22 protein-coding genes and 1 tRNA gene are annotated in these 26,532 nt (G+C 69.7%); 12 read left to right on the plus strand and 11 right to left on the minus strand.

Translation table 11 applies throughout. The annotated features are described in order from the left end of the window. Window positions 1-2: 2 nt before the first annotated feature. On the minus strand, window positions 3-3,416 hold the full coding sequence (locus tag VZQ01_RS34390; protein ID WP_426745749.1) for an AAA family ATPase: 3,414 nt from the start codon (window positions 3,414-3,416) through the stop codon (window positions 3-5). A gap of 139 nt (window positions 3,417-3,555) precedes the next feature. Between VZQ01_RS34390 and VZQ01_RS34395 the strand changes: the two genes are divergently transcribed. Continuing rightward, window positions 3,556-5,313: an aminotransferase class V-fold PLP-dependent enzyme gene (locus VZQ01_RS34395; protein ID WP_426745751.1), complete on the plus strand. Its 1,758-nt coding sequence runs from the start codon at window positions 3,556-3,558 to the stop codon at window positions 5,311-5,313. Window positions 5,314-5,326: 13 nt separating this feature from the next. On the opposite strand, the gene VZQ01_RS34400 is transcribed toward VZQ01_RS34395, so the two are convergent. After that, window positions 5,327-7,918 (minus strand): LamG domain-containing protein, encoded by a 2,592-nt coding sequence (locus VZQ01_RS34400; RefSeq protein ID WP_426745753.1) that lies wholly within the window; start codon window positions 7,916-7,918, stop codon window positions 5,327-5,329. A 377-nt stretch (window positions 7,919-8,295) separates the two neighbouring features. Between VZQ01_RS34400 and VZQ01_RS34405 the strand changes: the two genes are divergently transcribed. From VZQ01_RS34405 to VZQ01_RS34430, 6 genes are all read left to right on the plus strand, one after another. Then, window positions 8,296-9,600: an OprO/OprP family phosphate-selective porin gene (locus VZQ01_RS34405; RefSeq protein WP_426745755.1), complete on the plus strand. Its 1,305-nt coding sequence runs from the start codon at window positions 8,296-8,298 to the stop codon at window positions 9,598-9,600. An 11-nt stretch (window positions 9,601-9,611) separates the two neighbouring features. Beyond that, window positions 9,612-10,643, plus strand: coding sequence for a sulfate ABC transporter substrate-binding protein (locus VZQ01_RS34410; protein WP_426745757.1), 1,032 nt, complete (start codon window positions 9,612-9,614; stop codon window positions 10,641-10,643). A 3-nt stretch (window positions 10,644-10,646) separates the two neighbouring features. Next, a complete protein-coding gene (cysT, locus tag VZQ01_RS34415; protein ID WP_223745773.1) occupies window positions 10,647-11,489 on the plus strand; it encodes a sulfate ABC transporter permease subunit CysT in 843 nt (280 codons plus the stop codon). A 5-nt stretch (window positions 11,490-11,494) separates the two neighbouring features. Next, window positions 11,495-12,346: a sulfate ABC transporter permease subunit CysW gene (cysW, locus tag VZQ01_RS34420; RefSeq protein ID WP_426745758.1), complete on the plus strand. Its 852-nt coding sequence runs from the start codon at window positions 11,495-11,497 to the stop codon at window positions 12,344-12,346. Beyond that, window positions 12,343-13,410: a sulfate/molybdate ABC transporter ATP-binding protein gene (locus VZQ01_RS34425; protein WP_223745775.1), complete on the plus strand. Its 1,068-nt coding sequence runs from the start codon at window positions 12,343-12,345 to the stop codon at window positions 13,408-13,410. Before cysW ends, VZQ01_RS34425 begins: the two co-directional genes overlap by 4 nt. A 76-nt stretch (window positions 13,411-13,486) precedes the next feature. Further along, window positions 13,487-14,845, plus strand: coding sequence for a glycoside hydrolase family 16 protein (locus tag VZQ01_RS34430; protein WP_426745759.1), 1,359 nt, complete (start codon window positions 13,487-13,489; stop codon window positions 14,843-14,845). A gap of 55 nt (window positions 14,846-14,900) precedes the next feature. On the opposite strand, the gene cml is transcribed toward VZQ01_RS34430, so the two are convergent. The 4 genes from cml to VZQ01_RS34450 form a co-directional block, all read right to left on the minus strand. Further along, a complete protein-coding gene (cml, locus tag VZQ01_RS34435; RefSeq protein WP_426749011.1) occupies window positions 14,901-16,046 on the minus strand; it encodes a CmlA/FloR family chloramphenicol efflux MFS transporter in 1,146 nt (381 codons plus the stop codon). A gap of 217 nt (window positions 16,047-16,263) precedes the next feature. Then, window positions 16,264-16,818, minus strand: coding sequence for a TlpA disulfide reductase family protein (locus VZQ01_RS34440; protein ID WP_408891837.1), 555 nt, complete (start codon window positions 16,816-16,818; stop codon window positions 16,264-16,266). Between the two features lie 99 nt (window positions 16,819-16,917). Continuing rightward, window positions 16,918-17,283 carry an HPF/RaiA family ribosome-associated protein gene (locus VZQ01_RS34445; protein ID WP_141324457.1) on the minus strand — a complete coding sequence of 122 codons (366 nt, stop codon included), beginning with the start codon at window positions 17,281-17,283 and terminating at the stop codon, window positions 16,918-16,920. A 395-nt stretch (window positions 17,284-17,678) separates the two neighbouring features. Continuing rightward, window positions 17,679-18,656, minus strand: a complete 978-nt coding sequence (locus VZQ01_RS34450; RefSeq protein WP_426745760.1) for a hypothetical protein — start codon at window positions 18,654-18,656, stop codon at window positions 17,679-17,681. A gap of 166 nt (window positions 18,657-18,822) precedes the next feature. Here VZQ01_RS34450 and VZQ01_RS34455 point away from each other — a divergent pair, with 166 nt between their 5' ends. Further along, the gene (locus VZQ01_RS34455) at window positions 18,823-19,146 is read left to right on the plus strand and encodes a hypothetical protein (RefSeq protein WP_223745781.1); all 324 of its coding nucleotides are present in this window, start codon (window positions 18,823-18,825) and stop codon (window positions 19,144-19,146) included. Between the two features lie 255 nt (window positions 19,147-19,401). Here VZQ01_RS34455 and VZQ01_RS34460 read toward each other — a convergent pair. Next, window positions 19,402-19,475, minus strand: a tRNA-Arg gene (locus VZQ01_RS34460). A gap of 171 nt (window positions 19,476-19,646) precedes the next feature. On the opposite strand from VZQ01_RS34460, the gene VZQ01_RS34465 reads away from it, so the two are divergent. Continuing rightward, window positions 19,647-19,796, plus strand: a complete 150-nt coding sequence (locus VZQ01_RS34465) for a hypothetical protein (RefSeq protein WP_223745782.1) — start codon at window positions 19,647-19,649, stop codon at window positions 19,794-19,796. Window positions 19,797-20,367: 571 nt separating this feature from the next. On the opposite strand, the gene VZQ01_RS34470 is transcribed toward VZQ01_RS34465, so the two are convergent. Then, entirely contained in the window at window positions 20,368-21,513 is a 1,146-nt protein-coding gene (locus VZQ01_RS34470) for a CARDB domain-containing protein (RefSeq protein WP_426745761.1), read from the minus strand. A gap of 391 nt (window positions 21,514-21,904) precedes the next feature. Here VZQ01_RS34470 and VZQ01_RS34475 point away from each other — a divergent pair, with 391 nt between their 5' ends. The 3 genes from VZQ01_RS34475 to VZQ01_RS34485 all read left to right on the plus strand — a co-directional run bounded on the left by VZQ01_RS34475 (window position 21,905) and on the right by VZQ01_RS34485 (window position 23,784). Next, window positions 21,905-22,663 (plus strand): class I SAM-dependent methyltransferase, encoded by a 759-nt coding sequence (locus VZQ01_RS34475; protein WP_223785679.1) that lies wholly within the window; start codon window positions 21,905-21,907, stop codon window positions 22,661-22,663. Then, window positions 22,660-23,352: an N-acetylmannosamine-6-phosphate 2-epimerase gene (locus VZQ01_RS34480; RefSeq protein WP_426745762.1), complete on the plus strand. Its 693-nt coding sequence runs from the start codon at window positions 22,660-22,662 to the stop codon at window positions 23,350-23,352. The genes VZQ01_RS34475 and VZQ01_RS34480 overlap by 4 nt, the downstream gene beginning before the upstream one ends. A gap of 138 nt (window positions 23,353-23,490) precedes the next feature. Further along, entirely contained in the window at window positions 23,491-23,784 is a 294-nt protein-coding gene (locus tag VZQ01_RS34485; protein WP_426745763.1) for a helix-turn-helix domain-containing protein, read from the plus strand. Window positions 23,785-23,793: 9 nt separating this feature from the next. Here the strand turns inward: VZQ01_RS34485 and VZQ01_RS34490 are convergent, their stop codons facing one another. The 3 genes from VZQ01_RS34490 to VZQ01_RS34500 all read right to left on the minus strand — a co-directional run bounded on the left by VZQ01_RS34490 (window position 23,794) and on the right by VZQ01_RS34500 (window position 26,499). Beyond that, window positions 23,794-25,083, minus strand: a complete 1,290-nt coding sequence (locus tag VZQ01_RS34490) for a hemolysin family protein (protein ID WP_426749012.1) — start codon at window positions 25,081-25,083, stop codon at window positions 23,794-23,796. 78 nt (window positions 25,084-25,161) lie between these two features. Beyond that, window positions 25,162-25,551 carry a response regulator gene (locus tag VZQ01_RS34495; RefSeq protein WP_083560251.1) on the minus strand — a complete coding sequence of 130 codons (390 nt, stop codon included), beginning with the start codon at window positions 25,549-25,551 and terminating at the stop codon, window positions 25,162-25,164. A 96-nt stretch (window positions 25,552-25,647) separates the two neighbouring features. After that, complete coding sequence (locus tag VZQ01_RS34500; protein ID WP_223745786.1) at window positions 25,648-26,499, minus strand: metallophosphoesterase family protein; 852 nt, start codon at window positions 26,497-26,499, stop codon at window positions 25,648-25,650. Window positions 26,500-26,532: the final 33 nt, after the last annotated feature.

The following is a 26,532-nucleotide window of genomic DNA, read 5'->3' on the forward strand; positions in this document are numbered from 1 at the left end:
GGTCAGTCCTCCTCCGTCTCGCCGAACACGCGCCAGTTCATCCACGGCTCCTGCAGCGACTCCATGTCCAGCACGCCGCCGGCGTAGCGCGCGCGCGCGCCGGTGCGCAGGTCCTCCACGGAGCCCCCCGACATCTCCGTCGAGCCGGGGCGAATCCTCCGGACCTCCTCCTTCGGCAGCAGCTTCTCGAGCTTCTCCCACTCCGGCAGCACGTCCCGGCTGTACGGGTTCGTCGTGAAGAGCACGCGGACCAGCGCCGCCTGGCTCCCCTCGACGAAGCGGTGCACGCCGTGCTCGGCGGAGAGGAGGAGGGGGCGCGTCTCGCCCGTCACCTCGATGGCGTAGGCCATGGGCGTCGTCTTCAGCTTCGTCAGGTCGTCGTGCTTCTCGTAGCTCCACGTCGGAGGCGGGGGCTTGCGAGGCGCCTTCTCTCCCTCCGGCTTCTGGTAGGGCCACAGGAGCACGCGCTGGAACGTGAGCTGCTTGCTGTTGCACCAGCGCTCGTAGGAGGCCGCGAGGAAGCACAGCCTGGCCCACGCGCCCCGGCTGGGGACCAGGATGAGGGAGACGCTGCGCGAGTACTGGTAGAGGCTCCCGTAGAGCCGCTCTCGCAGAGGGCGGAACGTGGCGCGCAGCGAGGAGACATCACGCGCGAGCGACTCCGCCTGTCCCACCGAGCGCGACAGGTGCGCCTCGAAGAGCAGGTCCTCGATGGCCTCCGTCTGCTGGGCGCACTCGCGGAAGGCCTTGTCCAGCTCACGTGCCTCGCCGGACTTGCGTGACGACTCCTCCGCCAGCGCGCGCTCCTCCCAGTACGACGTCTGCCGGGACATCTTGTCGAAGACAGCCAGCTCCTGGCGGAGCACGCGCATGGGCGGAGAGCGACCCCAGCGCTGCACCTCCGCGCGCAGGGTGGCGGCCTCCTCCAGCACCTGCTCGATGGCCTGTCGACCCACGCCCTCCGCCGCGCCGCCCACCGCCTCCGCGCGCAGCGTGAGGCCACTGTCGCCGCCTTCCACGTGCAGCGTCACCGGGCCGCTCGTCGGGTGCTCCGCGAGCCAGGCCGCCACCGGCACCACCAGCTCCCGCTCCAGGGCCCGCTTGAGCGGGCGCGCGCCATAGCGCGGGTCGAAGCCACGCGCGGCGAGCCAGTCCAGCGCGGACTCGGAGACCTCCAGGCTCGCGTCGTGGCGGGACAGGCCGGAGCGGCGTCGCACGGCCTCCACCTCGCGCACCACCAACCGGCGCAGCAGCTCCGCGGAGAGGGGGGAGAAGACGATGGTGTCGTCCAGGCGGTTGAACATCTCCGGCCGGAAGAAGCGCTGCACCTCCGCCAGGTAGTGCGTGCGCAGCGCCGCCACGTCGGGGACTCCGCCCAGCGAGTCGAAGCCCACGCGCGCGCGCCACGTGTCCGCGCCCAGGTTGCTGGTGAGCACGAGCACCGCGTTGCGGAAGTCGGTGAAGCGGCCCGACGCGTCGGTGAGCCGGCCTTCGCCCAGCACGCCCAGCAGCGCGTCGTGCACGGCGGGGTGGGCCTTCTCCACCTCGTCCAGCAGCACCACGCAGAAGGGCTGGCGGCGCACGGCCGCGGAGAGGTGGCCGGGCGTCTGCCCGTCACCCAACAGGCGCAGGAGCGCGTCCGGGCCGGCGTACTCGCCCATGTCCAGGCGCACCATGCGCTCGCGCGAGCCGAACAACAGCTCCGCCAGGGCCTTGGACAGCTCCGTCTTGCCCACGCCCGTGGGGCCCACGAACAGGAGCACGCCCAGCGGCCTGCGCGTGTCCGCGAGCCCCGCCTTCAGCACGGACACGACGTTGGCGACGCGCTCCACCGCCGTCGGCTGTCCCAGCACCCGCGTGGAAAGGAACGCGCGCACCTGCTCGGCCTCCAGCGGCACGTCGTCGCGAAGCAGGGACTCGGGGATGCCGGACTCGGAGGCGAACTGGCGGACGGCGTCCAGGCGCGTGACGTGGGCCTGGGCCGCGTGGGTGCAGGTGGCGAGCAGCCGCCGGAGGAAGGCCACCGCGTTGCCCACCTGCGCGCCGTACGGGAGGAAGCGCCGGCACAGGAAGCGGCACTCCTCCAGGGCCTCCGGCTTCACGTCCAGCGACGTGGCGCCCACGGTGTCCTGGGCCACGCGCGTCAGGATGCGGGAGAGCGACTCCAGCGCGGGCTCCTCCACGCGCACCACGGAGAACAGCCGGGCGAAGCTGGCGTTGCGGCGCTCCACCTGGGCCCACGTCTCCGCCGTGGCCTCGGCCACCACGGACACCTCGCGGGTGGACAGCAGCGGCAGGAGCAGCTGCGCCACGTTCTGGTCGCTGTGCGCGCTCTTGCCCGCGTCGAGCAGGTCGACGGCGTGACCCAGCGCGAGGATGGCGCGGGCCTCGGAGGCCTCGCGATAGGACTGGAGCACCTGCTGCTGCCAGCCGCCCCACATGCCCTCGCCCGCGATGAGGCGGCTGCCGTCCAGGAAGAAGAAGGGCCGCGCGCGCTCGTCGTCCGTGGCGGTGGGCGCGCGCAGCGCCTCGGCGAGCGCGTGCAGCAGGGCGGACTTGCCCACGCCGGAGGGGCCCACCAGCACCACGGCCTCCGCGTCCTTCGCGGCCAGTCGGGCGCGCAGCAGGGACACCAGCGCGTCCTGCTCGTAGGCGGGGTCCAGCTGGCCGTCCTCCGCGAGCTTGTGCCAGGGCACCGCGATGCGGTCCAGCACGGGCGTGGGCGGCGGCTTCGCGGTCTTGTCGCCCGGCTCATGGCGCCGCTTGCGCTTGCGGGGCTCCCACGTGTCTTCGTCGAGGACCTCCTCTTCGTCCTCGTCGTCCAGCGGCCCGGTGACGCGAGGCTCATCGGATGTGTCGGGGGCGTCCGGGGGACGCGGCGGTGGGCGGATGTCCAGGTGGAGCTGCCGCGGCGTCAGGGCCGACAGCCGCGTGGGCGTGGCCTCCACCTCCACGTCGATCAACGCCTCGCCGCCGTCCGCGCGCAGGGCCAACAGGCGCGCGTCGCTGAGTCCCTCCAGGCGCTCGCGCAGACGCTCCGGGGCATCTTCGGGGAGTGACTTGCCCTGGAACCACAGCTGCGTCTCCAGGCGCGGCGTGTTCAGCCCCAGGTAGGACTGGTGCGTGGGCGCGGAGACGCCGAAGAGCGACAGCGGCGCGACGGAGTTCTCCTCCTCGCCCCAGACGGGGAGGGCCCGCAGCTCCAGCGCGTGCGGCGTGCCGCCCGTGGCGGAGATGAACTCCGGCACGCGGCGGGGATGGATGCGGGTCAGCTGGTCGTCGAGCGCCAGCGTGAGCTCCTCGGTGGCCTTCTCCAGGGAGTCCGCGTGCACCGCGAGGTGGGGAAGTGACAGCGGCGTGAGCGTCACCCGACCGCTGGCGTGGCGCTGCACCCAGCACTGGAAGCGAAAGTTCATGGAGTGTGTTCACGCTAACATGGGGCGGCGCAGTGACGGTGCGACGCTCGCGTGGCTGACGCGGTCCGTCGGCGCGTGGGGACTGGACAGTCGGCGCGCTTCGGCGGGACGCTGGGCCCCACCACGAGAGGTGCGAGCGATGCACGACGCGCGTACACGGCTGGTCGAGTCGATTCGAGGCGCCATCCTGGGGGAGGGGCGGGTGCTCGACGGACCCTTCGGGGCCCGCCGGCTGACCTATGCGGACCACGCCGCTTCGGGCCGCTCCCTGGGCTTCATCGAGGACTTCATCCGGGACCACGTGCTCCCGTTCTACGCCAACACCCACTCCGAGACGTCCGGCACCGGCGCCCAGACGACGCGCTTTCGCGAGGACGCGCGCGACATCATCCACGCGGCCGTGGGCGGAGGACCCGAGGACGTCGTGCTCTTCTGCGGCTCGGGCGCCACCGCGGCCGTCTGCAAGCTCATCGACATCCTCAACCTGCGCATCCCCGCGGACCTGGACGCGCGCTACGACCTGCGCTCGCGCATCCCCGCCGCCGAGCGCCCCGTGGTGTTCGTGGGGCCCTACGAGCACCACAGCAACGACCTGCCCTGGCGCGAGTCCATCGCGGACGTGGTCACCATCGACGAGGACGCGGACGGGCGCATCGACCCGGCCCACCTGGAGCGGGAGCTGGTGCGCTACCGGGAGCGACCGCTGCGCATCGGCAGCTTCTCCGCCGCGAGCAACGTCACCGGCATCCTCAGTGATTTGGAGGGCATCGGCGCGCTCCTGCGTCGGCACGGCGCGCTCGCGTTCTGGGACTTCGCCGCGGCGGGCCCCTACGTCCACGTGGAGATGAATGGCCGGGAGGACGGCACTTCGCGGCCCCGCGTGGAGAAGGACGCGGCGTTCCTGTCACCGCACAAGTTCATCGGCGGGCCGGGCACGACGGGGGTGCTCGTGGTCAAGCGCAGGCTGCTGGGCAACCGCATCCCCACCGTGCCGGGGGGAGGCACGGTGTCCTATGTGAGCGGCAGCGAGCACGTCTACCAGCGCGACCCCGTGCATCGCGAGGAGGGCGGCACGCCCGCCATCGTGGACTCGATACGCGCCGGGCTGGTGTTCCGGCTGCGCGAGTCCGTGGGCGTGGAGCACATCGACGCCCTGGAGAAGGACTTCGTCGCCAGAGCCCTCACGCGCTGGGGCGCGAACCCCGCGCTGCGAATCCTGGGCAACCCCGCGCTGCCCCGGCTCCCCATCGTGAGCTTCCTCGTCCGCCACGGTGACGCGTACCTCCACCACAACTTCGTCGTCGCCCTGCTCAACGACTTGTTCGGCATCCAGGCGAGGGGAGGGTGCTCCTGCGCGGGCCCCTACGGCCATCGCCTCTTGAGCATCGACCCCGTCACCAGCCACCGCTTCCAGGACGTCATCCTGAGCGGCACCGATGGCGTGAAGCCCGGCTGGGTGCGCCTGGGCTTCAACTACTTCCTGTCCGAGACGACGTTCGGCTTCCTGTTGGACGCGGTGGACTTCGTCGCCGCCGAGGGCTGGAAGCTCTTGCCACGCTACGTGCTGGAGCCCGCCACCGGACAGTGGCGCTATCGGGGACACCAGCGGACGCTGCGACGGCTGGATGCGCTGTCCTATGCGCACGGCGACGCCGAGGCGCCCGCTCCCGGGCGCTCCGTGCCCGAGTCGGAGCTGACCTGCTATGTCGCCCGCGCGCACGAGGCCGTCGAGGAGGCGCTCCAGGACTACGCGCGCCTGAAGACGGACGACGCTCCGCTCCGCGCGGAGGCCGAGCGACTGCGGTGGTTCCCGCTCCCTGGCGAGGTGCTCGAGGTGCTGACCCGCGAGCACTCCACCGGCGAGAAGGGGACGCCCTTCAGGCTCCAGGGGACCTGAGGGGCGCCGGGGCTCAGGGGTTGATCTTCCAGGGCACCGTCACGGCGGGCTGGAAGCAGTGCACCTGCGCGAGGTAACCCAGGCCCAGCTCCTGCACCACGCCGGCGCCATACCCTCGCGCCTGGCACCACCGGCTGACCTCCAGCTTGGAGTCGGTGGTCATGAAGGCGCCGGAGTTGGACACGGGGCCGAGCTGGTCCTTGGCCACGTCCTGGATGAGGCCGGAGTTGAAGCAGCCCACCCAGGGACGTGACGTCACCTCGAAGATCTGTCCCGTCGTCCAGCCCAGCTTGTTGCACCAGCGATGCGCGGCGGCGCCGCAGTCCAGCGTCTGCGCGACGCGCTCATCCGTGCAGAGCCCGTGCAGGCGCGACAGCTCCTCGAAGGTGACGGCCACGCTCTCATGTTGGATGGGGCCGCAGGCCACGTTGACGTCGGTGGCGTTCGCGCCGGCGAGCACGCCCAGGAGCGAGATGGGCGGGCGGTTGCCGATGAGCTGCTGAATCGTCTCCAGGACGTTGGTGCTGTTGGCCAGCGCGTCATGCGCCCCGCGCTGCGCGCAGACGCGGTGCATGGCTGACGAGCAGGCCCGCGTGCCGAGCGCCGCGTAGCTGTTGCACAGGTGGAGCTGCTGGCTCATGCCGAACTGCCCCTCGGTGGGTGTCTCCTGGATGGCGGTGTCCAGGCAGTCCGCGCCCGGCGAGGTCATGCAGATGGAGCGGGCCGAGCGCGCGTGGTTGAAGAAGCGCACCTCGTCGATGGCGCCCTTGAACGAGCCCTCGCCGTTGACGGGGCAGGACTGGGCGTTCATCACGTTGCCCGCGCCGATGCTCAGCACGCCCGTGCCCAGGCGGAAGCTGCCCGGGGCCACCGGGAGGACGCGGCGCGTGGGCACGCCGTTGAGGTACTCGCGGAAGACGCCGGTGACGCCGTCCCAGGAGTAGCCCAGGTGGGTCCACGCGCCGACGGGCAGCGGCGGGCTGCGCCCCAGTCGCACGCGGGTGCCGTTGATGACGAAGGACAGCTGCACCGTGTTGTCGGACTCGTAGATGAGGTCGATGGCCCCCGACTTCTGGAAGAGGTAGCGATAGGGATTGCCGGTGGTGCAGCCCGCGTGGATGTTCGCGTCGGGGCGGACCGCGAGCTGCACGGTGAAGCCTCGCACCAGCGCGCCCACGCCGCGCACGGTGCCGCTGGGGTCCGTGAGATTCACGGTCAGGGCGCCGCCGCCGGGGACGACGAGCGCCTTGCCCTGTCCGTGCGGCTCCCACAGCGAGCCGGACGTGGACTGCGTCACGAAGTTGCCTGCGGAGATGGACGCGGTGCCGGTGAGGGTGCCCGTGTAGAAGTAGCCCGAGTGGTCCGGCGTGCGCGTCAAGTCGTAGGCGCCCGCGCGTGTCACCAGCTCGTTCATGGGCAGGTTGAGCACGTGGAACGGGTCCACCAGCTCGCCCACGTCCACCTCGTTGTAGTCCGACGTGTTGCTGCCGAAGAGGGCGAGCACGTCGTGGGACTTGGTGACGGGCAGGTAGCGGCTGTCGTTGTTGGCGCCGGGAGGGAAGTTCTGCTCCGGGGCGCGCTCCTGCTCGAAGTTCCACATGGGGCCCGAGTAGAAGAGGTGCGCGATGTCGAGCCGGCCCGTGTTGATGGCGCCATCGATGTGGTACGCCGTCCACTGGGTGTCCGCGCCAATCAGGCTCACCGCCTCGCGGCGCGCGCCATCCGTGTAGACGACGCCGGTGTACGTGACGTTGCGCCCCTCGTGGTCCACCCACGGGTACGCGCCGCGCAGCAGCGGGCCGGACGTCGTCTCGCCGAAGAGCTCGCCGGTGGCGGCCTTGAGCTTCTGGCGCGCCAGCGGATAGCGCTGCACACCCGAGGCCGTGTCGGTGTTCATCATCGACAGGGGACGCGGGTTGCTCCAGCCCGAGGCGGCGCACGGCGTGGGGTTGTAGGCGTACATCAGGTGGTCGATGCCACCGTCGTTCAGGGGCCCGCCCTGGAAGATGAGCAGCCGGCCGTCGGAGGTCATCGTCGGCTCGATGCCTCGGATGCTCGCGCCGGTGACGGTGGTCAGCGTCTCCAGGTTGCCGGTGGTGAATGACGAGATGTCCGCCTGCGGCGTGAAGGGCTGGGACACGCGGAGGTCCACCGGACGGCGGCGGAACACGTTGGGGCCGTTGAACATCATCGAATCGAAGAGGTACGGCTGGTACACCGCGAGCCCGTCGACCAGCGTGTAGGGCTGGGCCGGGTGGGTGAAGCAGAACGCCAGCGCGTTCTCTCCGTTCCTCACCGTGGTGGTGCGCCCGGGGGAGAACGCGGCGGCGAAGCTCGGCTTGCCCTCCGCGTCGTACGTCACCGCCTCCGGACGGAACACCCGCGCCACCCAGGTGGTGGTCGTCGTCGCGTGGTCCTCGCGGATGTTGCCCACGAAGACGCGGCCATCAATCGTGGACGAATGCCCGTTCGCGCCGAAGGGCGTGCCGATGCGCGTGTTCACCAGCGAAGGGCGCTCCGCCGCGAGGACTGCTGGCGCCGCCACTCCCGCGAGGAACAGCGTGGCGAGGCGTGGAACCCACCGCGAACGACTGTGTTTCGACATGGGACCTCCTGACTTGGAGTTCCAATTATGCTTGGATTCCAGTCATTGGCCGCGAGGCCCTCGGGGGCGAGTGAGAGGGGGCGGGCAAAGGCTGTCCGGAGTGGAAAGTGCGGCTGCCGGCGGATGGCTGTCGTCAGGGGCCGCGTTGACAAGATGGAGGGTGGCGGGCATCGTGGCGGAACTCGATGCGCCGCTCGACCCACCACGCATGTTGCTGCTGTGACGCACCTGCGGTGGGCGCCTGTCGACCCGTGGCCTGAGAAGCCTGGTTCGAGCTGGTTCGAGGAAGCCCACCATCCGCGAGGAGGTGGGCTTTCGGCTTTCTGGTGTTCGAAACCCCCGTCCATCGCGCCCCTCTCCGCTGTCGAGGTTCCGCCATGGCAGGTCCACCCCCGCATCGATGCACCCCGCTCCTGGCCGTGGCGCTGGGCTGGCTGTGCTCGTCCGTCGCGCTGGCCCAGACACCTCCGCCCGCCGAGCCCGCGCCGCCCGCCCCGGGGAGCGTCAGCGTGAGGGCGACGTCCGAGGGAATCTCCCTCCACTCCGCCGACAACGCCCTGTTGCTGAAGCTGCGCGGCTACGTGCAACTGGATGGTCGCTTCTTCGAGAGCCGCGCGGACCGTCCCGGGGCGACGACGCTGCTCATCCGGCGCGCGCGTCCGCTGCTGGAGGGGACGCTCTTCAGCCTGTTCGACTTCCGCCTGCTGGTGGACTTCGCGGCCAACGTGCCTCCGCTGTGGGATGCCTATCTGGAGTTCCGCCCGCGCAAGGAGGTCCGGGTGCGCGTGGGCAGGTTCCGTCCGCCGGTGGGGCTGGAGCGCAACCAGTCCGGCATCCATACGCTCTTCATCGAGCGGGCGCTGCCCACGGACCTGGTGCCCAACCGGGACGTGGGGGTGATGGTGCACGGGGAGCTGAAGGACGGCGTGGTGAGCTACGCGCTGGGGGCCTTCAACGGCACGGCGGATGGGGCGAGCGCCGACACCAACCTGGATGACAGCTTCGACCTGGCGGCGCGGGTTTTCACCCATCCGTTCCGGGCGCTGGGGCTCTCGTCGCTCTCGGGACTGGGGCTGGGCATCGCGGCGTCGCGCGGGTCGCAGTTCGGCTCGGCGTCCACCACGGGCGAGGCGCCGCTGCGCTCCATGGGGCAGCAGACGTTCTTCATCTTCAGGACGGGCAACGGCCTGGGAGAGACCGTCGTCGCCCACGGCCCGCACGTGCGCTGGTCCCCACAGGGCTATCTCTACCTGGGACCGCTGGGCGCGATGGCCGAGTACGTCTCCTCCACCCAGGAGGTCCACCTGGGGGAGCAGCACGCGAGGCTGCGCTTCGAGTCCTGGCAGGCCAGCGCGTCGTACGTGCTCTTCGGAGGCAAGGCGGCCTACGACGGCGTGAAGCCCACCGAGCCGTTCGGCGCGAGCGCGGACGGCTGGGGCGCGGTGGAGGTGGGGGCTCGCATGTCCGAGCTCCGCGTGGACCCGGACGCGTTCCCCGTCTACGCGGACCCCACGCGCGCGGCGCGCAAGGCCCATGGCTGGGGCGCGGTGGCGAACTGGTACCTCAACAACAACGTCCGGGTGGCCACCTCGTATGACCACACCGAGTACGAGGGAGGCGCCGTCGACGGCGCTCGCCTGCCCGAATCCGTCGTCATGTCCCGCTTCCAGGTGAGCTGGTGAAAGGCCCCTCCATGCATTCGTGGCTCGTGTCGTCCCTGCTCGTCGTGCTCGCCCTCGTCGGGTGCTCCAAGCCCGCCGGTGCCGATGCGGCCTCGGCCAACGTCGTCACGCTGCTCAACGTGTCCTACGACCCCACGCGGGAGCTGTACGTGGACGTCAACGCGGCGTTCGCCAGGGATTGGGAGGCGAAGCGCGGACAGAAGGTGTCCATCAAGCAGTCCCATGGCGGCTCCGGCAAGCAGGCGCGGGCGGTCATCGACGGGCTGGAGGCGGACATCGTCACGCTGGCGCTGGCCTACGACGTGGACATGCTCCACGACAAGGCGTCGCTCATCCCGGAGGGGTGGCAGGCGCGGCTCCCGCACAACAGCGCGCCGTACACCTCCACCATCGTCTTCGTGGTGCGCAAGGGAAACCCCAAGGGCATCCGCGACTGGGAGGACCTGCTGCGCGAGGACGTCGCGGTCATCACGCCCAACCCGAAGACGTCCGGCGGCGCGCGGTGGAACTACCTGGCCGCGTGGGGCTATGCGCTGCGCAAGCCGGGAGGCACCCCCGAGAGCGCGCGCGGCTTCGTGGAGGCGCTGTTCCGTCGGGTGCCGGTGCTCGACTCCGGTGCGCGGGGGGCCACCACCACGTTCGCCGAGCGAGGGCTGGGCGACGTGCTCATCGCCTGGGAGAACGAGGCCTTCCTGCTGACGGACGAGGTGGGACAGGGGCGGTTCGACATCGTCGTGCCCTCGGTGAGCATCCTGGCCGAGCCCCCCGTCGCGGTGGTGGACCGGCACGTGGACAAGCGCGGCACGCGCGCCGTGGCGGAGGCGTATGTCCAGTTCCTCTACTCGGAGGAGGGGCAGCGGCTGGCGGCGAAGCACCACTACCGTCCGCGCTCGGAGGCGGTGGCGAGCAAGGAGGGCGCCCGCTTCCCGAAGCTGACGCTCTTAACCATCGACGAGGTGTTCGGAGGCTGGCGCAAGGCGCAGGCCGCGCACTTCGATGATGGCGGCGTCTTCGACCGCATCTACGTCCCCCAGGCGCGCTGAGCCATGAGCATGCCCGCGCGTCGTCATGTCCTGCCCGGCTTCCGCCTGTCGCTGGGCTTCACCTGGGCCTATGTGGGGTTGTTGGTGCTCATCCCCCTGTCGAGCCTCTTCCTCAAGACGTTCTCCCTGACGTGGCCGCAGTTCTGGGAGACGGTGTCGGCGCCCCGCGCGCTCGCGGCGTACCGGCTGAGCTTCGGCGCGTCGCTGGTGGCGGCGCTGGTCAACGTCGTGTTCGGCCTGCTCGTCGCGTGGGTGCTCGTGCGCTATCGCTTCCCCGGGCGCTCGTTGGTGGAGTCGCTGGTGGACCTGCCCTTCGCGCTGCCCACGGCGGTGGCGGGGCTGACGCTCACCACGCTGTTCTCGTCGAAGGGGTGGTACGGCCAGTATCTGGAGGCGCTGGGGGTGAAGGTGGCCTACACCTCCGTGGGCATCGCGGTGGCGCTGACGTTCATCGGGCTGCCCTTCGTGGTGCGCACGGTGCAGCCGGTGCTGGAGGAGCTGGACGCGGACGTGGAGGAGGCCGCGGCGACGCTGGGCGCCACGCCGTGGCAGACCTTCACGCGGGTGCTGTTCCCGGCCATCTCCCCCGCGCTGCTCAGCGGCTTCACCCTGGCCTTCGCGCGGGCGCTGGGCGAGTACGGCTCCGTCGTCTTCATCTCCGGCAACATGCCGCTGCGCACCGAAATCGTCCCGCTGCTCATCGTCACCAAGCTGGAGCAGTACGACTACGCGGGGGCCACGGCCATCGCGGTGGTGATGCTGGTGACGTCGTTCCTGCTGCTGCTCGTCGTCAACCTGCTCCAGCGCTGGAGCCACCGCCGGTTCGAAGTCCGGCCTGGAGCGTGACGGACATGCTGGCTCCTTCGAGTCTGGTGTCGCACCGCGCGACGCGCCCGCTGGAGGGCTCGCGGTGGGTGCGCTGGACGCTCATCACCCTGTCGCTGGGCTTCCTGGCCGTCTTCCTCGTCGTCCCGCTGGTGGCGGTCTTCACCTTCGCGTTCCAGAAGGGGTGGGCCGCGTATGTGGCCGCCGTCACGGAGCCGGAGGCGCGCTCCGCCATCCTCCTGACGCTGACGGCCGCGGGCATCGCCGTGCCGCTCAACCTGGTCTTCGGGCTTGCGGCCGCGTGGCTGCTGGCGCGCTTCCGGTTCCGGGGGCGCGCGCTGCTGCTGACGCTCATCGACCTGCCGTTCAGCGTGTCGCCCGTCATCGCGGGGCTCATCTTCGTGCTGCTCTTCGGGCGGCAGGGCTGGCTGGGGCCGCTGTTGGCCGAGCACGACGTGCACGTCATCTTCGCGGTGCCGGGCATCGTGCTGGCGACGGTGTTCATCACCTTCCCGTTCGTGGCCCGGGAGGTGCTGCCGGTGATGCAGGCGCAGGGCGGTGACGAGGAGGAGGCGGCGCTGACGCTGGGCGCGAGCGGCTGGCGCACCTTCCTGCGCGTCACGCTGCCGAAGGTGAAGTGGGGCGTGCTCTACGGCGTCATCCTCTGCAACGCGCGGGCGATGGGCGAGTTCGGCGCCGTCTCGGTGGTGTCCGGGCACGTGCGCGGCGTCACCACGACGCTGCCGCTGCACGCGGAGATTCTCTACAACGAATACGACTTCGCCGGAGCGTTCGCCGTGGCCTCGTTGCTCACGGTGCTGGCGCTGGTGACGCTGGTCCTGAAGAAGTACGTGGAGTGGAGGAGTGAGGCGTCATGAGCATCGTCGTCGAGCAGCTCACCCGGCGGTTCTCCGCGGGCGGAAGCCCCGCCGTCTCGTCGGTGTCGTTCCAGGCGCCCGCGGGGGCCATCACCTCGTTGCTGGGCCCGTCGGGCGCGGGGAAGTCCACGCTGCTGCGCCTCATCGCGGGGCTGGAGGTCCCCGACTCGGGGCGCGTCCTCATCGACGGCGCGGACTGCACGGCGCAGCCGGTGCAACAGCGCAACGTGGGCGTCGTGTTCCAGAGCTACGCCTTGTTCCGCCACATGACGGTGCGGCAGAACGTCGCCTTCGGATTGGAGATGCGCAAGCTCCCCCGGGCCGAGGTGGAGACGCGCGTGGACGAGATGCTGCGCCTGGTGCAACTCGAGGCCCTGGGCGCGCGCCATCCGGCGCAGCTCTCCGGAGGCCAGCGTCAGCGTGTGGCCTTCGCGCGGGCGCTCGCCATCCGCCCTCGCGTGCTGCTCCTGGATGAGCCCTTCGGCGCGCTGGACACGCGGGTGCGCGAGGAGCTTCGCGAGTGGCTGCATGGCCTGCACGAGCGCACCGGTTTGACGACGCTCCTGGTGACGCACGACCAGCAGGAGGCGCTCGAAATCTCCCAGCACGTCGTGGTGCTGAGCGAGGGGCGCGTGGCCCAGGCGGGCTCACCGGAGGACATCTACGACCGCCCGGCCTCGCCCTTCGTGGCGTCGTTCATCGGCGGGGCGAGCATCCTGCGAGGCCATGTCCAGCAGGGGCGCGCGGCGCTCGGCTCGCTCGCCCTGGCGATGCCGTCCGCCGCTCGGGAGGGCCAGGCGGTGCATGCCTTCGTGCGTCCGCATGACATCAAGCTGGCGCGCACGGATGAAGCGGCGCGAAGCGCCTCTCCTGTCACCGGGAGGGTGGAGCGCCTCAAGTCCGTGGGCGGCTTCGTCAAGGTGCTCCTGCGACTTCCTTCGGGCGATGAAGTGACGGTGCAGGTGTCCCGCTCCGAGTTCGATGCGCTCGGCGTCTCGGAAGGAGACGCGGTCCACGCGGACGTGCGCTCCGCCTCCGTGTTCGTGGGGGACTACGCCATCTGACTTTGTTGTCGCTCCGAATGAAGTAAATGCTAGAATTCGAGTAAATCGTGTTCTCGCATTATTCCAGGAGGAGCGGATGGCATATCGGAGCGAGTCCAGCTGGGGTGCGTGTTTTGTCTTGGGCGGGTTGTTGTTGGGGGGATGTGGGAACGAGGTTCCGGTGGAGTCCGAGCCGCCGCCGTTGGTCGCGCAGGAGCAGAAGGAGCTGGCCTACGACCCGGGGCCGGGCTGGAACCTGGCGTGGCAGGACGACTTCACGGGCTCGGCGCTGAACTCAGCGAACTGGAACGTGCTGACGAGCAATTACGACCCGGTGACGGGCAACTGCAACTTCGGCACGGGGGAGCTGGAGTCCCCGCGCGCGCAGAACGTGACGGTGAGCGGGGGCAAGCTCATCCTCACCGCCGAGCGCACCAACGACGCGCCCAATGACTCGCGTTGTACCGGCTATGGGCCGCGCTCGTTCTACTCGGGGCGCATCCACACCAAGGGCAAGGTGGAGCGGACCTACGGCAAGCTGGTGGCGAGCATCAAGGTGCCGTCCGGCTACGGCATGTGGCCCGCGTTCTGGACGCTGGGGGCGAACATCTCCAGCGTCGGCTGGCCGGCGGCGGGGGAGATCGACATCCTGGAGTGGCACTCGAACGAGCCGTCGTGGATGAAGGTGGCCACGCACTGGGGCGAGGGCGCGAGGGATTGGGGCTCCGGGGCGAACCGGGGCTACAGCCTGGCGGATGCGTTCCACGTCTACGAGCTGGAGTGGACGGCGGACCGGATGGTGTTCCGCTTGGACAACCAGGTCCGGGCGAACGCGGACTTCGTGCACGCGGCGCAGGCGTTCCGGCAGAACCACTACATCCTGTTGAACCTGGCGCTGGGTGGGAACTGGTATGGCAATACGCCGGCGGGCAACGTGGACCTGCCGCTGGGGCAGCGCAAGACGATGGAGGTGGAGTGGGTGCGTTGGTACCAGGCGGGCAGCACGCCGGGGGGGACGCTGACGAACCCGGGCTTCGAGTCGGACATGGCTGGCTGGGCGACGTGGAGCCCCAACGGCACGGAGGCCGCGGACTTCAGCGAGACGCACAATGGTGGACACTCGGGCAGCTATCACCTGACGCACTGGAACAACGCCGCGCCCTTCGAGGTGTGGACGTATCAGACGGTGTCGGGGCTGGCGTCCGGCAACTACCGGGTCCGCGCGTGGGTGCGAAAGGGCGGCACCTTCGACCTGTCGCGCATCCAGGCGAAGACGTGTGGCTCGTGTGCGCCCGTGTTCACGGAGCTGGGGACGTATGGCGCGTGGACGCTGGTGGAGACGCCGGTCATCTCCGTCACCGGCGGCTATCTGGAGCTGGGCTTCCACACCCGTGCCACCACGGCCAATGGTGCCAACTTCGTGCACATGGATGATGTGCAGTTGGTGAAGCTGTAGCCGCTGCACGCCGCGCCGGAGGCTGAACGTCCCTCCGGCGCGGTGGGAGCCCGCGCTAGGGGGAGGGCACCCGCCTGCGTCGCAGGTTCGCCTGGGCGCTCAGCGTCACCGTCGCCATGAGCGAGGCATACGCCACCAGGGGCCACGCCGTGTCGCCGTCGAGCAGGACGACCATCAGCGTGCCCACGGTGCCGACGATGAGGCTCTGGACGCAGAAGTAGAGCGCGACGGCGGTCCCCGCCACGGCGCCGAAGGCCTGGAGCGCGCCGTTGGCGGTGACGGACGCCGCGAAGACGATGCCCGCCGCGATGACCCACATCGGCGCGACGAACGTCCAGAACGACGGGGCCGCGAACAGCTGCCCCGCCGCGAGCAGGGCCGCGCCGGTGAGCAGCAGGAGCATGCCCCGCGTGAGGCTGCCCGCCAGGCCCCACGCCGCCACGAAGCGCCTGGCGAAGCGCGTCGTCGCAATCATCGCGAGCGCCGCGGTGGCAAAGGCCAGGCTGAACCCGAGCTCGGTGAAGCCCGCCTGTCCGATGAGGACCCGGGGCGCCGTGGAGAAGAACACGAAGAACGCGCCCATGGCCGAGCTGAAGCCCAGCGTGTACGTCCAGAACGCGGCGTCGCGCAGGATGGGACGGAACGCGACGGCGGGACGTGGCCCGTCCGCCGCGTGGGTTTCGTGCCACCGGGGCCACGCATTCACCACGGCCGCCGTCGCCAGGCCGCCGAGCGTGATGAAGATGGCCCGCCAACCGAAGTGTCTCGCGAGCAGCGCCCCGACGATGGGGCCCAGCGCGGGCACGCAGGCCAGCATGGCGCTGAACAGGCTGTAGATGACCGCGCTCTCCGGCCGCTCCGCGTAGACATCACGGACGGTGGCGAACGTGGCGACGAGCGCCGCGGAGGCGCCGACGGCTTGCAGAGTCCGCAGGCCGACGAACGTCATCGCGTCCGAGGTGCCCGCGAGCAGGAACGAGGTGGCCGCGAACAACAGCGCGCCTCCCAACAGCACCCGACGCCGACCGATGCGGTCCGACAAGGGGCCGAACACCACCTGTCCCAGCCCGAGCACCGCCATGTAGAGGCTGAGTGTGAGCTGGATGATGGCGGGAGACGTCTGGAGGATTCCGACCATCGCCGGAACCACGGGCAGGTAGATGTCCATGGCCAGCGAGGCCAGGAGGTCGAAGGGGGCCATCAGCAACAGCGCTGCTGGCACGGAGTACGTCCACGGCAAGGTTTTCGAGTGAGCCACGATGGCATCCGCACAAAAGGGGAACAGCGGGCGGCCATCTGCCTCTCCACGGGAACGTGATGAGCTTTGGACAGAGGGCCGCGGCAACAGGGTCGCCGCGGCTCACTCATCTGCGGATTTGGTCGTTCCCATCCGTTGGCTCCGAGAGGTGCTCCGGACTCTACAACATCCACCGCCAGGACAGGCCGAGCAGGGTGGTGTAGCCCACCACGGAGCGCTCGATGCGCCCCTCGGCGGACAGGAAGAACACGGTGGGGAACATGCTCACCCGCCACGCTTCCTGTATCGAGTCGTCGCCGAGCAGCACCGGGTAGTCCACCGCGTGCTCCTGGGCGAAGCGCTGCACGGCGGCGACGTCTTCATAGGCCAGCGCCACCGACACGACGTGCGCGGAGTCTCCGGCGATGCGGCGCAGCTGGGAGAGGTTGGAGGACTCGGCGCCGCACACGCCGCACCACGGGGCCCAGAAGGCGAGCACCACGGGTTTGCCTCGCAGCGAGGCGAGCGACACCGTCTCTCCGGAGAGCGTCTGCACGGTGAAGTCTGGCGCGGGCGCTCCGGAGCCGGGCAGGTGGCGCGTCTGCCAGGCCGCGACGGCGGTGAACACGAGCGCCAGCAGCACCAGGTCCACGCCCCATCGCACCCACCAGCGCCGCCTCGCGCGGGCCCATGCGGCCCGTCCTCGCGCCAGCACGCCCGGTCCCGCCGTCTGCATCGGAAATCCTCCAGGAAAGGGACGCGCGACGCGCGTCATGGACCCATCCTGACATCGCCGGGGCCCTTCGGGGAGAAGGGCCCTCGGCGGCGCTTCACGTCAGAGCGGGCTGTGCTGCTCCTCGGCCTCCCAGGGACCGGTCCTCACGCTCTCGCTGTCCTGGCGGTGCGAGCGTCCCAGGGCCTTGCCCACCGCGTGGCCGGCGCGCTCCAGGGCCCGGTCCACCGCGCCGGGGAAGGTCGCGTCCATCGCCTCCGACGCGAGCTGTCCGCCGTGCTCCAGGCGCACCGTGACCTTCGCCACCTTGTCCACGCCTCCGCGTGGGCCGTTGATGTCTTCCAAGCGCACCGTCACCTCGCGGACCCGGTCCGACAGTCGCCCCATGGCGAAGCGCGCGCGGCGCTCGACGTGGGTGCGGAGGGTCTCGGTGAGGGTGAAGTGTCGGGCTCGGATTTCGATTCGCATCCTCGGCTCCTTCCGGCCCACCATGGGCCTATCTCCTATCTGCTGGTCCGCGGAGTTTCGCGCCAATAGGAAAAGCTCCCGGGAGGCTTCGAAAAAACGAAGGTCTCCGGGCGGGAATGCGGTGGAGCGTGAGGGTGTTGGACCCAGGCTACGTCCGGGCGGCGATGGGGACCCGTGTGTCTCGCGGCCGCCCGAGCGCCATGAGGATGCCTGACGCGCTGTACCAGCCGAGGACGTGACCGGCGCCCGTGCCCATCACCGGGATAGGGAAGTGGCCGAGTCCCTGTGGCCCGATGCGGCGCGGCATGGTCGCGGGGGCGTGATTTCCGAGGGGCAAAGGCAAGCTCGATGCGCCCGTGTGAGGAGGGAAGCCGCGGTGGCCGCCCCCCGAGTTGCTACGGACGCAGCGGGAGGCAGTGCTGCCGTAGTGCGACTTCCAATCCGTGATCCAGGATCTCGTCTGTCATGGGCAGTTCGCTGAACAGGCTGCCTCTCGATGGATGGTTGCTCAAGTAGAGTCGGTCGTGCAGGGTCGGGTCCTCGCTCGTGCGCTTGGCCAACCGTTGAAAGAACGGATAGAAGCGCATTGTCGAGGTTTTCCTGGCAAAGAGTTCCTTGTTGCCGAGAATCCAGACGTGGGCCCCAGTTATCTGTGCCAGTTGGCCAATGGCCTCAGCCATCGCCAGGAGGGATTCGTCGAGGATTTCCTGCTGCTTCGGGGACAGGTCGTCCAGTTCATCCATGTTGGAGCTGGCAAGGCTTGTTTGATTCAAGGCCAACACGAAGTCCCAACTGGGGACATCATGCCGCAACAGCACATGCATTGGTGCGCCTGACGGTCCCGCTGGGTGCAGGTAGCGACCGTCTCTCGCCTCCAGTTTCCCGGGATTGATCCCCGCCACGATCCATTTGATCTGGTGCGGACCCTCCTTCTCCAGGAGTCGATCCAGTTCCTTGTTCCAGATTGATTCCAGATGACCTTTGACTCCCTCGTGCCACCTGGCGACCTTCTCTTTGAGTGGCCTCAGCACCTGGCGGACCTGCTCCAATTGGTACTTGTTCAAGGCCGGAACGGGGGTCACCAGGACGAGTTGGGTCGTCTGGTCTGGCATCGTGAGCGTTGCCCAGCGGGAGCCCAATAGGGTTTTCGCCCGCACCTGAACCTCCACGTCATTAGCCGGGTGCAAGGGGACGTCTTTGGGGTTGACCTCGACCAGGATCTGCCGCGTGCGCCCTCGCGGGCCGTGCAGCAGCACAACCCGGGTGTCTCCCAGGTGAACAACAGCCAGCGCACCCTGGCTGGCAATCGCGGCAGTTGGGAACCGGGCTCGAAACCACCGGGTTGCCTCCTCGACTATGGGAACCGCGATCACGATGCTTGTGGGGAGGTCGTTCCTATTCGGGGGCTCGAAGTGTGTCAGACGCCGGCAGAAGCTCAATCGCGCGTCACCCGGACGGGGTCGTTTGTGACGGAGTCCTGGGGTGTCGTCGACTCTCATGGACAGTCTATCGCATTCACCTCATAGTTGTGGTTGCCTCATGGGCACCCACTGGAAAGGCATACGGCCAATGAATATCCGTCAGGTTGCGGCGTTCGTGTTCTTCGCGGCGGTTTCAACGGGTTGTGGCGGCGTCTCCGACCCGGAATATCGTATCGAGCATGGTGAGAATGGCTCGATGGTCATTCACAGTGACTCAGGCTCCATGCCGGTGACATCGGGTACGGTCGTGAAGACCGACGGGACTGAGGCGAAGCTCTCTTCGACCGATACTACGCAATCCATTGTCTATGTCGACTGTTGCGAATACTGCGTGTTCTGGTCGGATGGCACCTTCTACTGCGCGGGATGCGACGTCTGCTGAGTCGCCTCGAGACCGCATGAAGCCATTGGCGCGCCCTTGCCTGGGCGGAGAGCCGGGGCGAGCCGTGGTGGTGTCTTGCGCCACGGTCATCCGGACGTCGAATCCCGGAGGCGGCCCGGTCCCAGCGACGGGACCACGCCACAGGCGCTTCGCTGACGGGGACATTGCCGCGAGTCTGTTGGGGGAGCCTGGAGGGGCAGGATTTCCCGCCCGGTCTCCATCAGTTTCCTGAGGAAGACCGGGCGGTTGTCCCTGCGCGCGATGCAGGAGTCGAACCTGCGGCCTTTGGCTCCGGAGGCCAACGCTCTATCCAGCTGAGCTAATCGCGCAGAACCGCTGCGGCGAGGGCACAAGTAGCCGAACTTGCTGGCCGACGCAAGCACACATTCGGCCTGAGGCTGGCGAGAGGACACTGCTGGCTGGCCCGCGGCAGCCTCCGTGCCCTAGGGTCGAGCAGGCACGGAGGCTCCTCCTGTCGGGAGTCCTCCTGGAGGACTCGAATGACGCGGACGACTCGATGGGTGCTCCTGGGCGCCGTGGGAGCCCTGCTGGCCGCGGGGGCCGGGGCCTACCTCTGGGCCCGGGCCTATGTCCGACGGAGCCCCTCCATCATCCACCCGGATGAGCCCCTGCCGACTCCACGGCAGTAGCCTCGAGGCGAGTCGAAGCCGCCCGGACTCCGCCTAGAGAGTGTTGCAGCGCAGGATTCCACTGAGGGTGCAGACGCAGACGCTCTCAGCTCCCGAGGCCGTGCAGCACGGCTCCCTGGAGCCGGGGGCGCAGACGCTTCCCACCAGGTCTCTGCACCGCGGCAGGTCGCCACACGCCGGGGGCGTCGTGGGACACGCGATGAACGTTCCGTTGCACGTCACCCCGGAGTTGTCCTGGGCGGAGCAGACCGTCGTTCCCGACGGACAACTCACCGACCCCGTGGCGCAGGCCGCCGTACAGGTCGACAGCTCCTGCGAAGACTCCTGGATGCCTTCCGTCGTGACGACATCTTCAGCAGACGGCGCTCCACAGCCCATGGCCATGGTCACCAGCAGTCCCAGTGCCGCTCCAATGCAATACCTCGTCGACATGGTTGCCTCCTTGGGGAGGATGCAACGGTATTCGAGGAGCGCCGGGCAGGCCCATCCCAGGAATCTGGGATTGCGGAGTCATTGGGCCGCGGCACCCCGCCCGGGACAGCCCCGGGCGGAGTGCCGCGACCTCAATCCATTACAGCAGCGAGCAGAGCAGCCCGGGGTACGTCGTCCCCGAGGGGCAGCCCTCGCCCTGGCAATACCGGGCCCCCGAGTCGACGGCGGGGTTGCCCAGCAGCGCGGGAACGCGGACCTGACAGGAGCCCACGGACTGGTTGCCCGTGTTGTCCGACACGCCATACACGAACGTGTAGACGCGGCCGTTGCCCAGCAGCGCCGCCTCCGCGCGCACCATCGCGGACTTGCCATCCGCGCTCAGCTTGATGTCGTCGCAGGCCAGCAGCCGCAGCAATGACAGCGCGTCGTTCTGCTCGTCGGAGGTGACGCGCAGCAGCGAGCCCGCCTGCGCCAGGGGCAGCGTGCCGCCACAGTTGTCCGTGGCTGGCAGGGCGCAGTCATCCAGCGACACCAGCACGTAGTCGGAGCCCGCCGAGGGCGTCAGGGTGATGCCCCGGCTCGCGCCCGGCGTGGGCGCCGTGACGTCGACCACCTTCACCGTCGCGGAGCAGGTGCTCGTGCTGGCGCCATCCGTCACATCCAGACGGACAGGCGTCGTCCCCAGGGAGAACGGGCCCGCGGGGGTCTGGCTCACGCTGAACGGCCCCGGGAAGCCATCCGGGTCGAACGAGCCGTGGTCCACGGAGGCCTGCCCCCGGCACGTCGCGTCCGCCTGGATGGTGACATCCTGGCAGCTCGCCACCGGCAGCTGATTCGTCGCACACGGAATCGGGAAGTCGAACGCGGCGCGGTTGTTCGCCTCGTCCCCCTCGTCGAAGACGCCGTCGTCGTCCGCGACCACCACCACCCGCTGCGTCCCCTCCGGCACCGTGAAGGAGAGCTGGAAGGGGAAGCGCTCACCCCCCACCAGGAAGGGAACGCTGACGATTCCCAGGCGCGTGCCGCCCGCGCCCGGCTCGCCTGCGTAGATGGCCGTCGTCGAGCCGGCGATGCCGGTGGCTCCCAGGTTCTGCACCGCCGCGGACAGCGTCAGCGCCGTGGCCTGGCAGGACGCCACCATGTCCACCACCGCCAGGTCCAATTCGCCTACCGCCGCCTCCTGTGTCTGCAAGGAGGATGGCGCGCCCACTTCGGAAGAGCTGCCATCGCAGCCGCCCAAGAGAAACAGCGCCGCGAGCGCGGGGAATCCATATACACGTGTCATGTCTGGCTCCGGTCAATGGCCTCGCAATGAGGCATGCCCACGTTAGGTCATTTGCGTGGGTGTATTGAACTGGGTCAAATCATTCACGCAATGACTCACCGAGGGGTGGTTTCCACCCAACCGAGGCTGTTCGTGTAACCGAGTCCCAGTCAGTAAAGCCCAGATTCCGTGTCCCCTGGGACCCGCTGTGCATCACGGTGTCTGAAACGGCGAGAAAGAGCGGGCGCCCGCCCGGGGTGTCTGGGATTCGCCGCGGAGGCTCGGGCGCCGTCCGGCGCGAGGGCAGGGGCGCGGCCATCGCTGAAGGGGCCCATCCTGTCAGTCCTGACAGGTTTCCCACCCGGGGTGTCTGGCTTTAACTCAGGGGAACCCTTCGCACGGGAGGTCGTCGATGTCCGCCACCGCCGCAGAGCGCCAGTTCGACGAACTGGCGAGCCTCTACGAGGACGTCGCCCCCTGGCCCTTCCGTCGGGACATCGAGGTGCCCTCGGTGCTCCACTCGCTGGGAGACCTGACGCGCAGCGACGTGCTCGACTTCGGCTGTGGCGCGGGGCTGTACTCCCGGCTGCTCGCCGGGCGAGGGGCCCGCCGGGTGGTGGGCCATGACGCGTCCGAGGGGATGCTGAGCGCCGCGCGGCAGCGGGAGGCGAAGGAGCAGCGCGGCATCGAATACGTGTCTCGGCTGACGCCCGAACTGGAGCAGCGGTTCGACCTGGTGTTGGCCGTGTACGTCCTCCCGTATGCCTCCACGCGGAGCGAGCTGCGACAGATGTGCGCGAGCATGGCCCGGGTGCTGCGCCCGGGAGGACGTCTGCTCGCGCTGCCGCTCCATCCCGACCACGCGCCCGACCCGGACTACTACGCTCCCTATGGCCTGCGGCTGGTCTCGGACGCGCCCCATGCGGAAGGAGGCGCGCTGCGAGTCGAGCTGCGCGCCGCGGGCGTGGAGGCAGACGTCACCGCCTGGTACTGGTCCAGGAATTCCATCGAGGAGGCCTTGCGAGACGCGGGCTTCGGGCCCGTGTTCTGGGCCGACCCCTGGCCCCCGGGGCTCGCCCGCGTCGAGGACGCCCCTCCCGCGCTGCACGCCTACCTGCGAAGGCCCCACGCCGCGATGCTCGACTGCCGACGGGCGCGGGTCTCCGGATGAGGCTGCTCCAACAACTCCAGGGAGGCCTCGTGGTGGCCTGCGAGGCCCTGCCCGGCGAGCCGCTCCATGGCAGCGCGTTCATGACCGCCATGGCCGTCGCCGCGGTCCGGGGCGGGGCGCAGGGCCTCCTCGCCAACGGGCCCGCGGAGATCGCCGCGATTCGCGCGAAGGTCCCCCTGCCGCTCCTCGGCGTCCTCCTCCGCGAGTATCCAGGCTCGAGGGTGCGCGTCACCCCGACGCTCGCGGAGGTGGCCGAGGTGGTGGACGCCGGCGCCCAGCTGGTGGGCATCGACGCGACGGAGCGGTGGCGTCCGGAGGGTGAGTCGCTCCCGGACCTGGTCCGCAAGGTCCGCGCCCGCTACCCGGACGTCCCGTTGATGGCGGAGGTGGCCACCGTCCGCGAGGCCGCGCTCGCCCAGGAGCTGGGGTTCGACTGTGTCTCCAGCGGCCTGTATGGCTTCACCCGGGAGACGGCCGGGCGCCACCTCTGCGACGATGACTTCGAGCACCTGAGGGCGCTGCGCGCCGCCGTGGTGCGCTGCCCGCTGGTGGCCGAGGGCGCCATCTCGACGCCGGCGCAGGCCGCGCGGACCTTGCGGCTCGGCTCGGACCTGGTCGTCGTGGGCAGCGCCATCACCCGCCCTCAATTCATCACCGCGACCTTCGCCAAGGCCCTCCGCGCGCGCTGAATGCGCGGTGCGGGCCAGGTGCGCGCCCCATGCGGGGCAAAGACAGCCATCGAGGGTGGTCCGCCGGGGGAGGGCTGTCTATATCATCCACTCATCGTCGGTCTCATCCAGCCTGGCTCCGACGAGGAGGGAGGGCAGATGGCCACGGGGGAGGCGAGCGGACCGCCGTCGCGGCGCGCGGATGAGGCGCAGGCCTTGTTCGAGCGCGTGGACGCCCTGGCCCGCACGCTGGGGTTCGACTTCTTCGGCTACCTGTTGCGCATGCCCTGGACGGGGGAGGGCAAGACGTCCGCGGACATCAGCACCATCCTCGACATCTCCGAGCGCACCGTGAACTTCCACATCGGCAACGCCCTGCTCAAGCTCAACGCCACCAACAAGGTCCAGGCCGTGGTGAAGGCGCTCACCCTGGGGCTGATGGACGCGGGGTGAGCACGGGCCTCAGGCGCTGTCGCCTTCTTCCGGCTGGGGCGGCGGCAGGAAGATGCGCACCGTGCGCACGCGCCGGGGCGAGGCCTCCACCACCTCCAGCTCCAGGCCGTCCTTGGTCTTCAGCTTCGTGCCCGGCTCGGGGATGGCGCCGCCCGCCAGCGCGATGCTCAGCCCCGCCACCGTGGAGTAGTCGCCGTCCTCGGCCAGCTCCAACCCCAGCTCGCGGTTGACGTCGCGGATGGCCGCGCTGCCCTGCACCACCGCCGCCGCGGGGCTCTCGCGCCGCACCAGCTCCTCGGGCGTCTCCGTCTCGCTGAGGATGTCGCCCACCATCTCCTCGACCAGGTCCTCCACCGTCACCAGGCCCACCACGCCGCCGCGCTCGTCCACGATGATGGCCAACTGCATGCGACGGCGCTGCAGCTCCTTCAGCGCGTCCATGGCCCGCATCGTCTCCACCAGGAAGAAGGCCGGCCTGAGCACGTCCTCCAGGACGATGAGGTTCCCCTCCCACGCCACGGCGAGCAGGTCCTTGGCGATGACGTAGCCGACGATGTTGTCCAGTGAACCCTCGAACACCGGCATCCGCGAGTGCCCGCGCTCCAGCAGCATCTGGCGAATCTCGTCCGCGCTCGCGTGGCGACGCAGCGCGACGATCTGCTCGCGCGTCACCATCAGCTCGCCCACCGTCAGCTCGCCCATCTCGAACGCGCGCGAGGCGATTTCGCCCGCCTTCGGGTCCAACGAGCCCTGCTTCGCGGCCTCCTCCACCAGCGCCTGGAGCTCCTCCGCGGACAGCCGGCTCTCGGTGAAGTTCGTCTTGTCGCCGAACAGCCGCAGCACCACGTTGGAGCTGGCCGTGAGGAACCACACCACCGGCCGCATCACCCACGACAGGCCCAGCAGGGGCCGGCCGATGAGCATCCCGTAGCGCTCGGACGCGCGCAGCGCCAGCGACTTGGGCACCAGCTCCCCGAGCACCAGCGACAGGAACGACACGAAGACGACCACCGCGGCCAGGGCCACCTCGTCCGCCGTCGTCTCCGGCAGGCCCAGCTCCATCAGCACCGGGGCCAGGCGGTTGGCGATGCTCGCGCCACCGAAGGCCGCCGCCGTCGCGCCGATGACGGTGATGCCGATCTGCACCGTGGCGAGGAACCGCTCGGGGTTGGCCCGCAGGGCCTCCACCGCCTTGGCGGAGCCACTGCCTTGCTCCATCAGCTCCTTCAGCCGCGTCCTTCGGATGGAAATGATGGCGAGCTCGGCCCCGGCGAACACGCCATTGGCCAGGACGAGCAACAAGATGACGAGCAGCTCCGATGCGATGACGGCCCTCCTCTCAGGAGCCCTCTACCGTATCCCCGGTTGGCCGGCGGCTCACCCACCAAGTGACTGCAAGAGCAGAGACAGTTGGTCCCGGCTGGCGCCCTTGGGCAGGTAGTAGTGGGGGCCGGCCAAGAGGGCCATGCCCACGTCCTGGGCCGCCGCCGAGGTCAGGAACACCACCCGGGGGTGGGGCCCTCGTGGCAGCCGCTCGAGCTTCTCCACGACCTCCAGGCCGCTCATGCCCGGCATGTTCAGGTCCAGCAGCATGACCTCGAAGCGCTCACCGCGCCGGAGGCTGTCCAGGGCCTCCTGGCCGTCGGCCGCCTCCATCGTGTCATACCCCAGTTCCTCCAGGCTGAGCCGCAGGAACTCCCGCCAGTCCGCGTCGTCGTCGACCACCAGCACTCTTCTCGAGCCGTCATCGGTGTCCAGTCGCGCCAAGCATCCTCCCCAACATGGGAAGAACCCCACCGCGCCCCCGGGCCATTCGCTTCCCCCGGTGGAATGGCTTCCGCTCGCAGAGCGGGCGGGCGGACATCAGAAGAGGGCCATGCCCAGCTGGGTGACGAGGTACTGCAGCGCGGGGCGCACGTTGTGGCTGGCCGTGCGCGGACGCTCCGGCTGGGTGGAGTGGCACCACACCGGCTCGCTCAGCAGGCGACCCTCCGAGTGCTGGAGCAGCCGGAAGCGCCCCAGGTCGGTGGAGCTGCCCGCGTTGAAGACGCGCAAGGGGCGGCCATGGGCCGTGTCCACCACCGTCTCGTTGGGGTGGTGGCGGTGGCCGTGGAGGACCAGGTCGCACCTGCCCTGGATGCGCGCCACCAGCTCCGCGCCCAGGGACAGCTCGGACGCGTGGGGCCAGCCCATGCGCGTGGCGAGCCGCTCCGGGAAGCTCTCCTCGGGCAGGGGCAGCACGTGGTGGTGCACCAGCACCGCCACCAGCGCGTCCTTGGGGGCGCGGCCAAGCGCCTTCTCCACCTGCTCCACCGTCTCGAGCGACAGCTCGCCGTGGCTCGCGAAGTAGTTGCGGTTGTGCTCGCCGGTGGAGTCCACGCACACCAGATACAGCCCGGGGCGCTCCACGGTGCGGACCTTCAGGCCGTCCATCCAGCCGCCGCCCACGTCCTCGCCAGGGCGGTCGTGGTTGCCGGGGATGAGCGTGAGCCGTCCGGTGTCCAACAGCGGCGAGAAGATGTCGAGGAAGCGACGGTACTCCTCGTGCGAGCCCTGGTGCGTCAAGTCACCGGTCACCACCACGTGGTCCGCGCGGTTCGCCTGGAGCGCGGCGACGAGCGCCCGGGCCTGGGCGTCACTGGCCGGGCTCAGGTCCAGGTGCAGATCCGAAAGGTGCGCCAACGTCCTTGGGGGCATGCACAGCAACGTAGGCATCGACCGCGTCGGCTTCACGTCCGCCACGTGAAT

The sequence above is a fragment of the Myxococcus faecalis genome, assembly GCF_050039385.1.
Lineage (GTDB): Bacteria > Myxococcota > Myxococcia > Myxococcales > Myxococcaceae > Myxococcus > Myxococcus fulvus.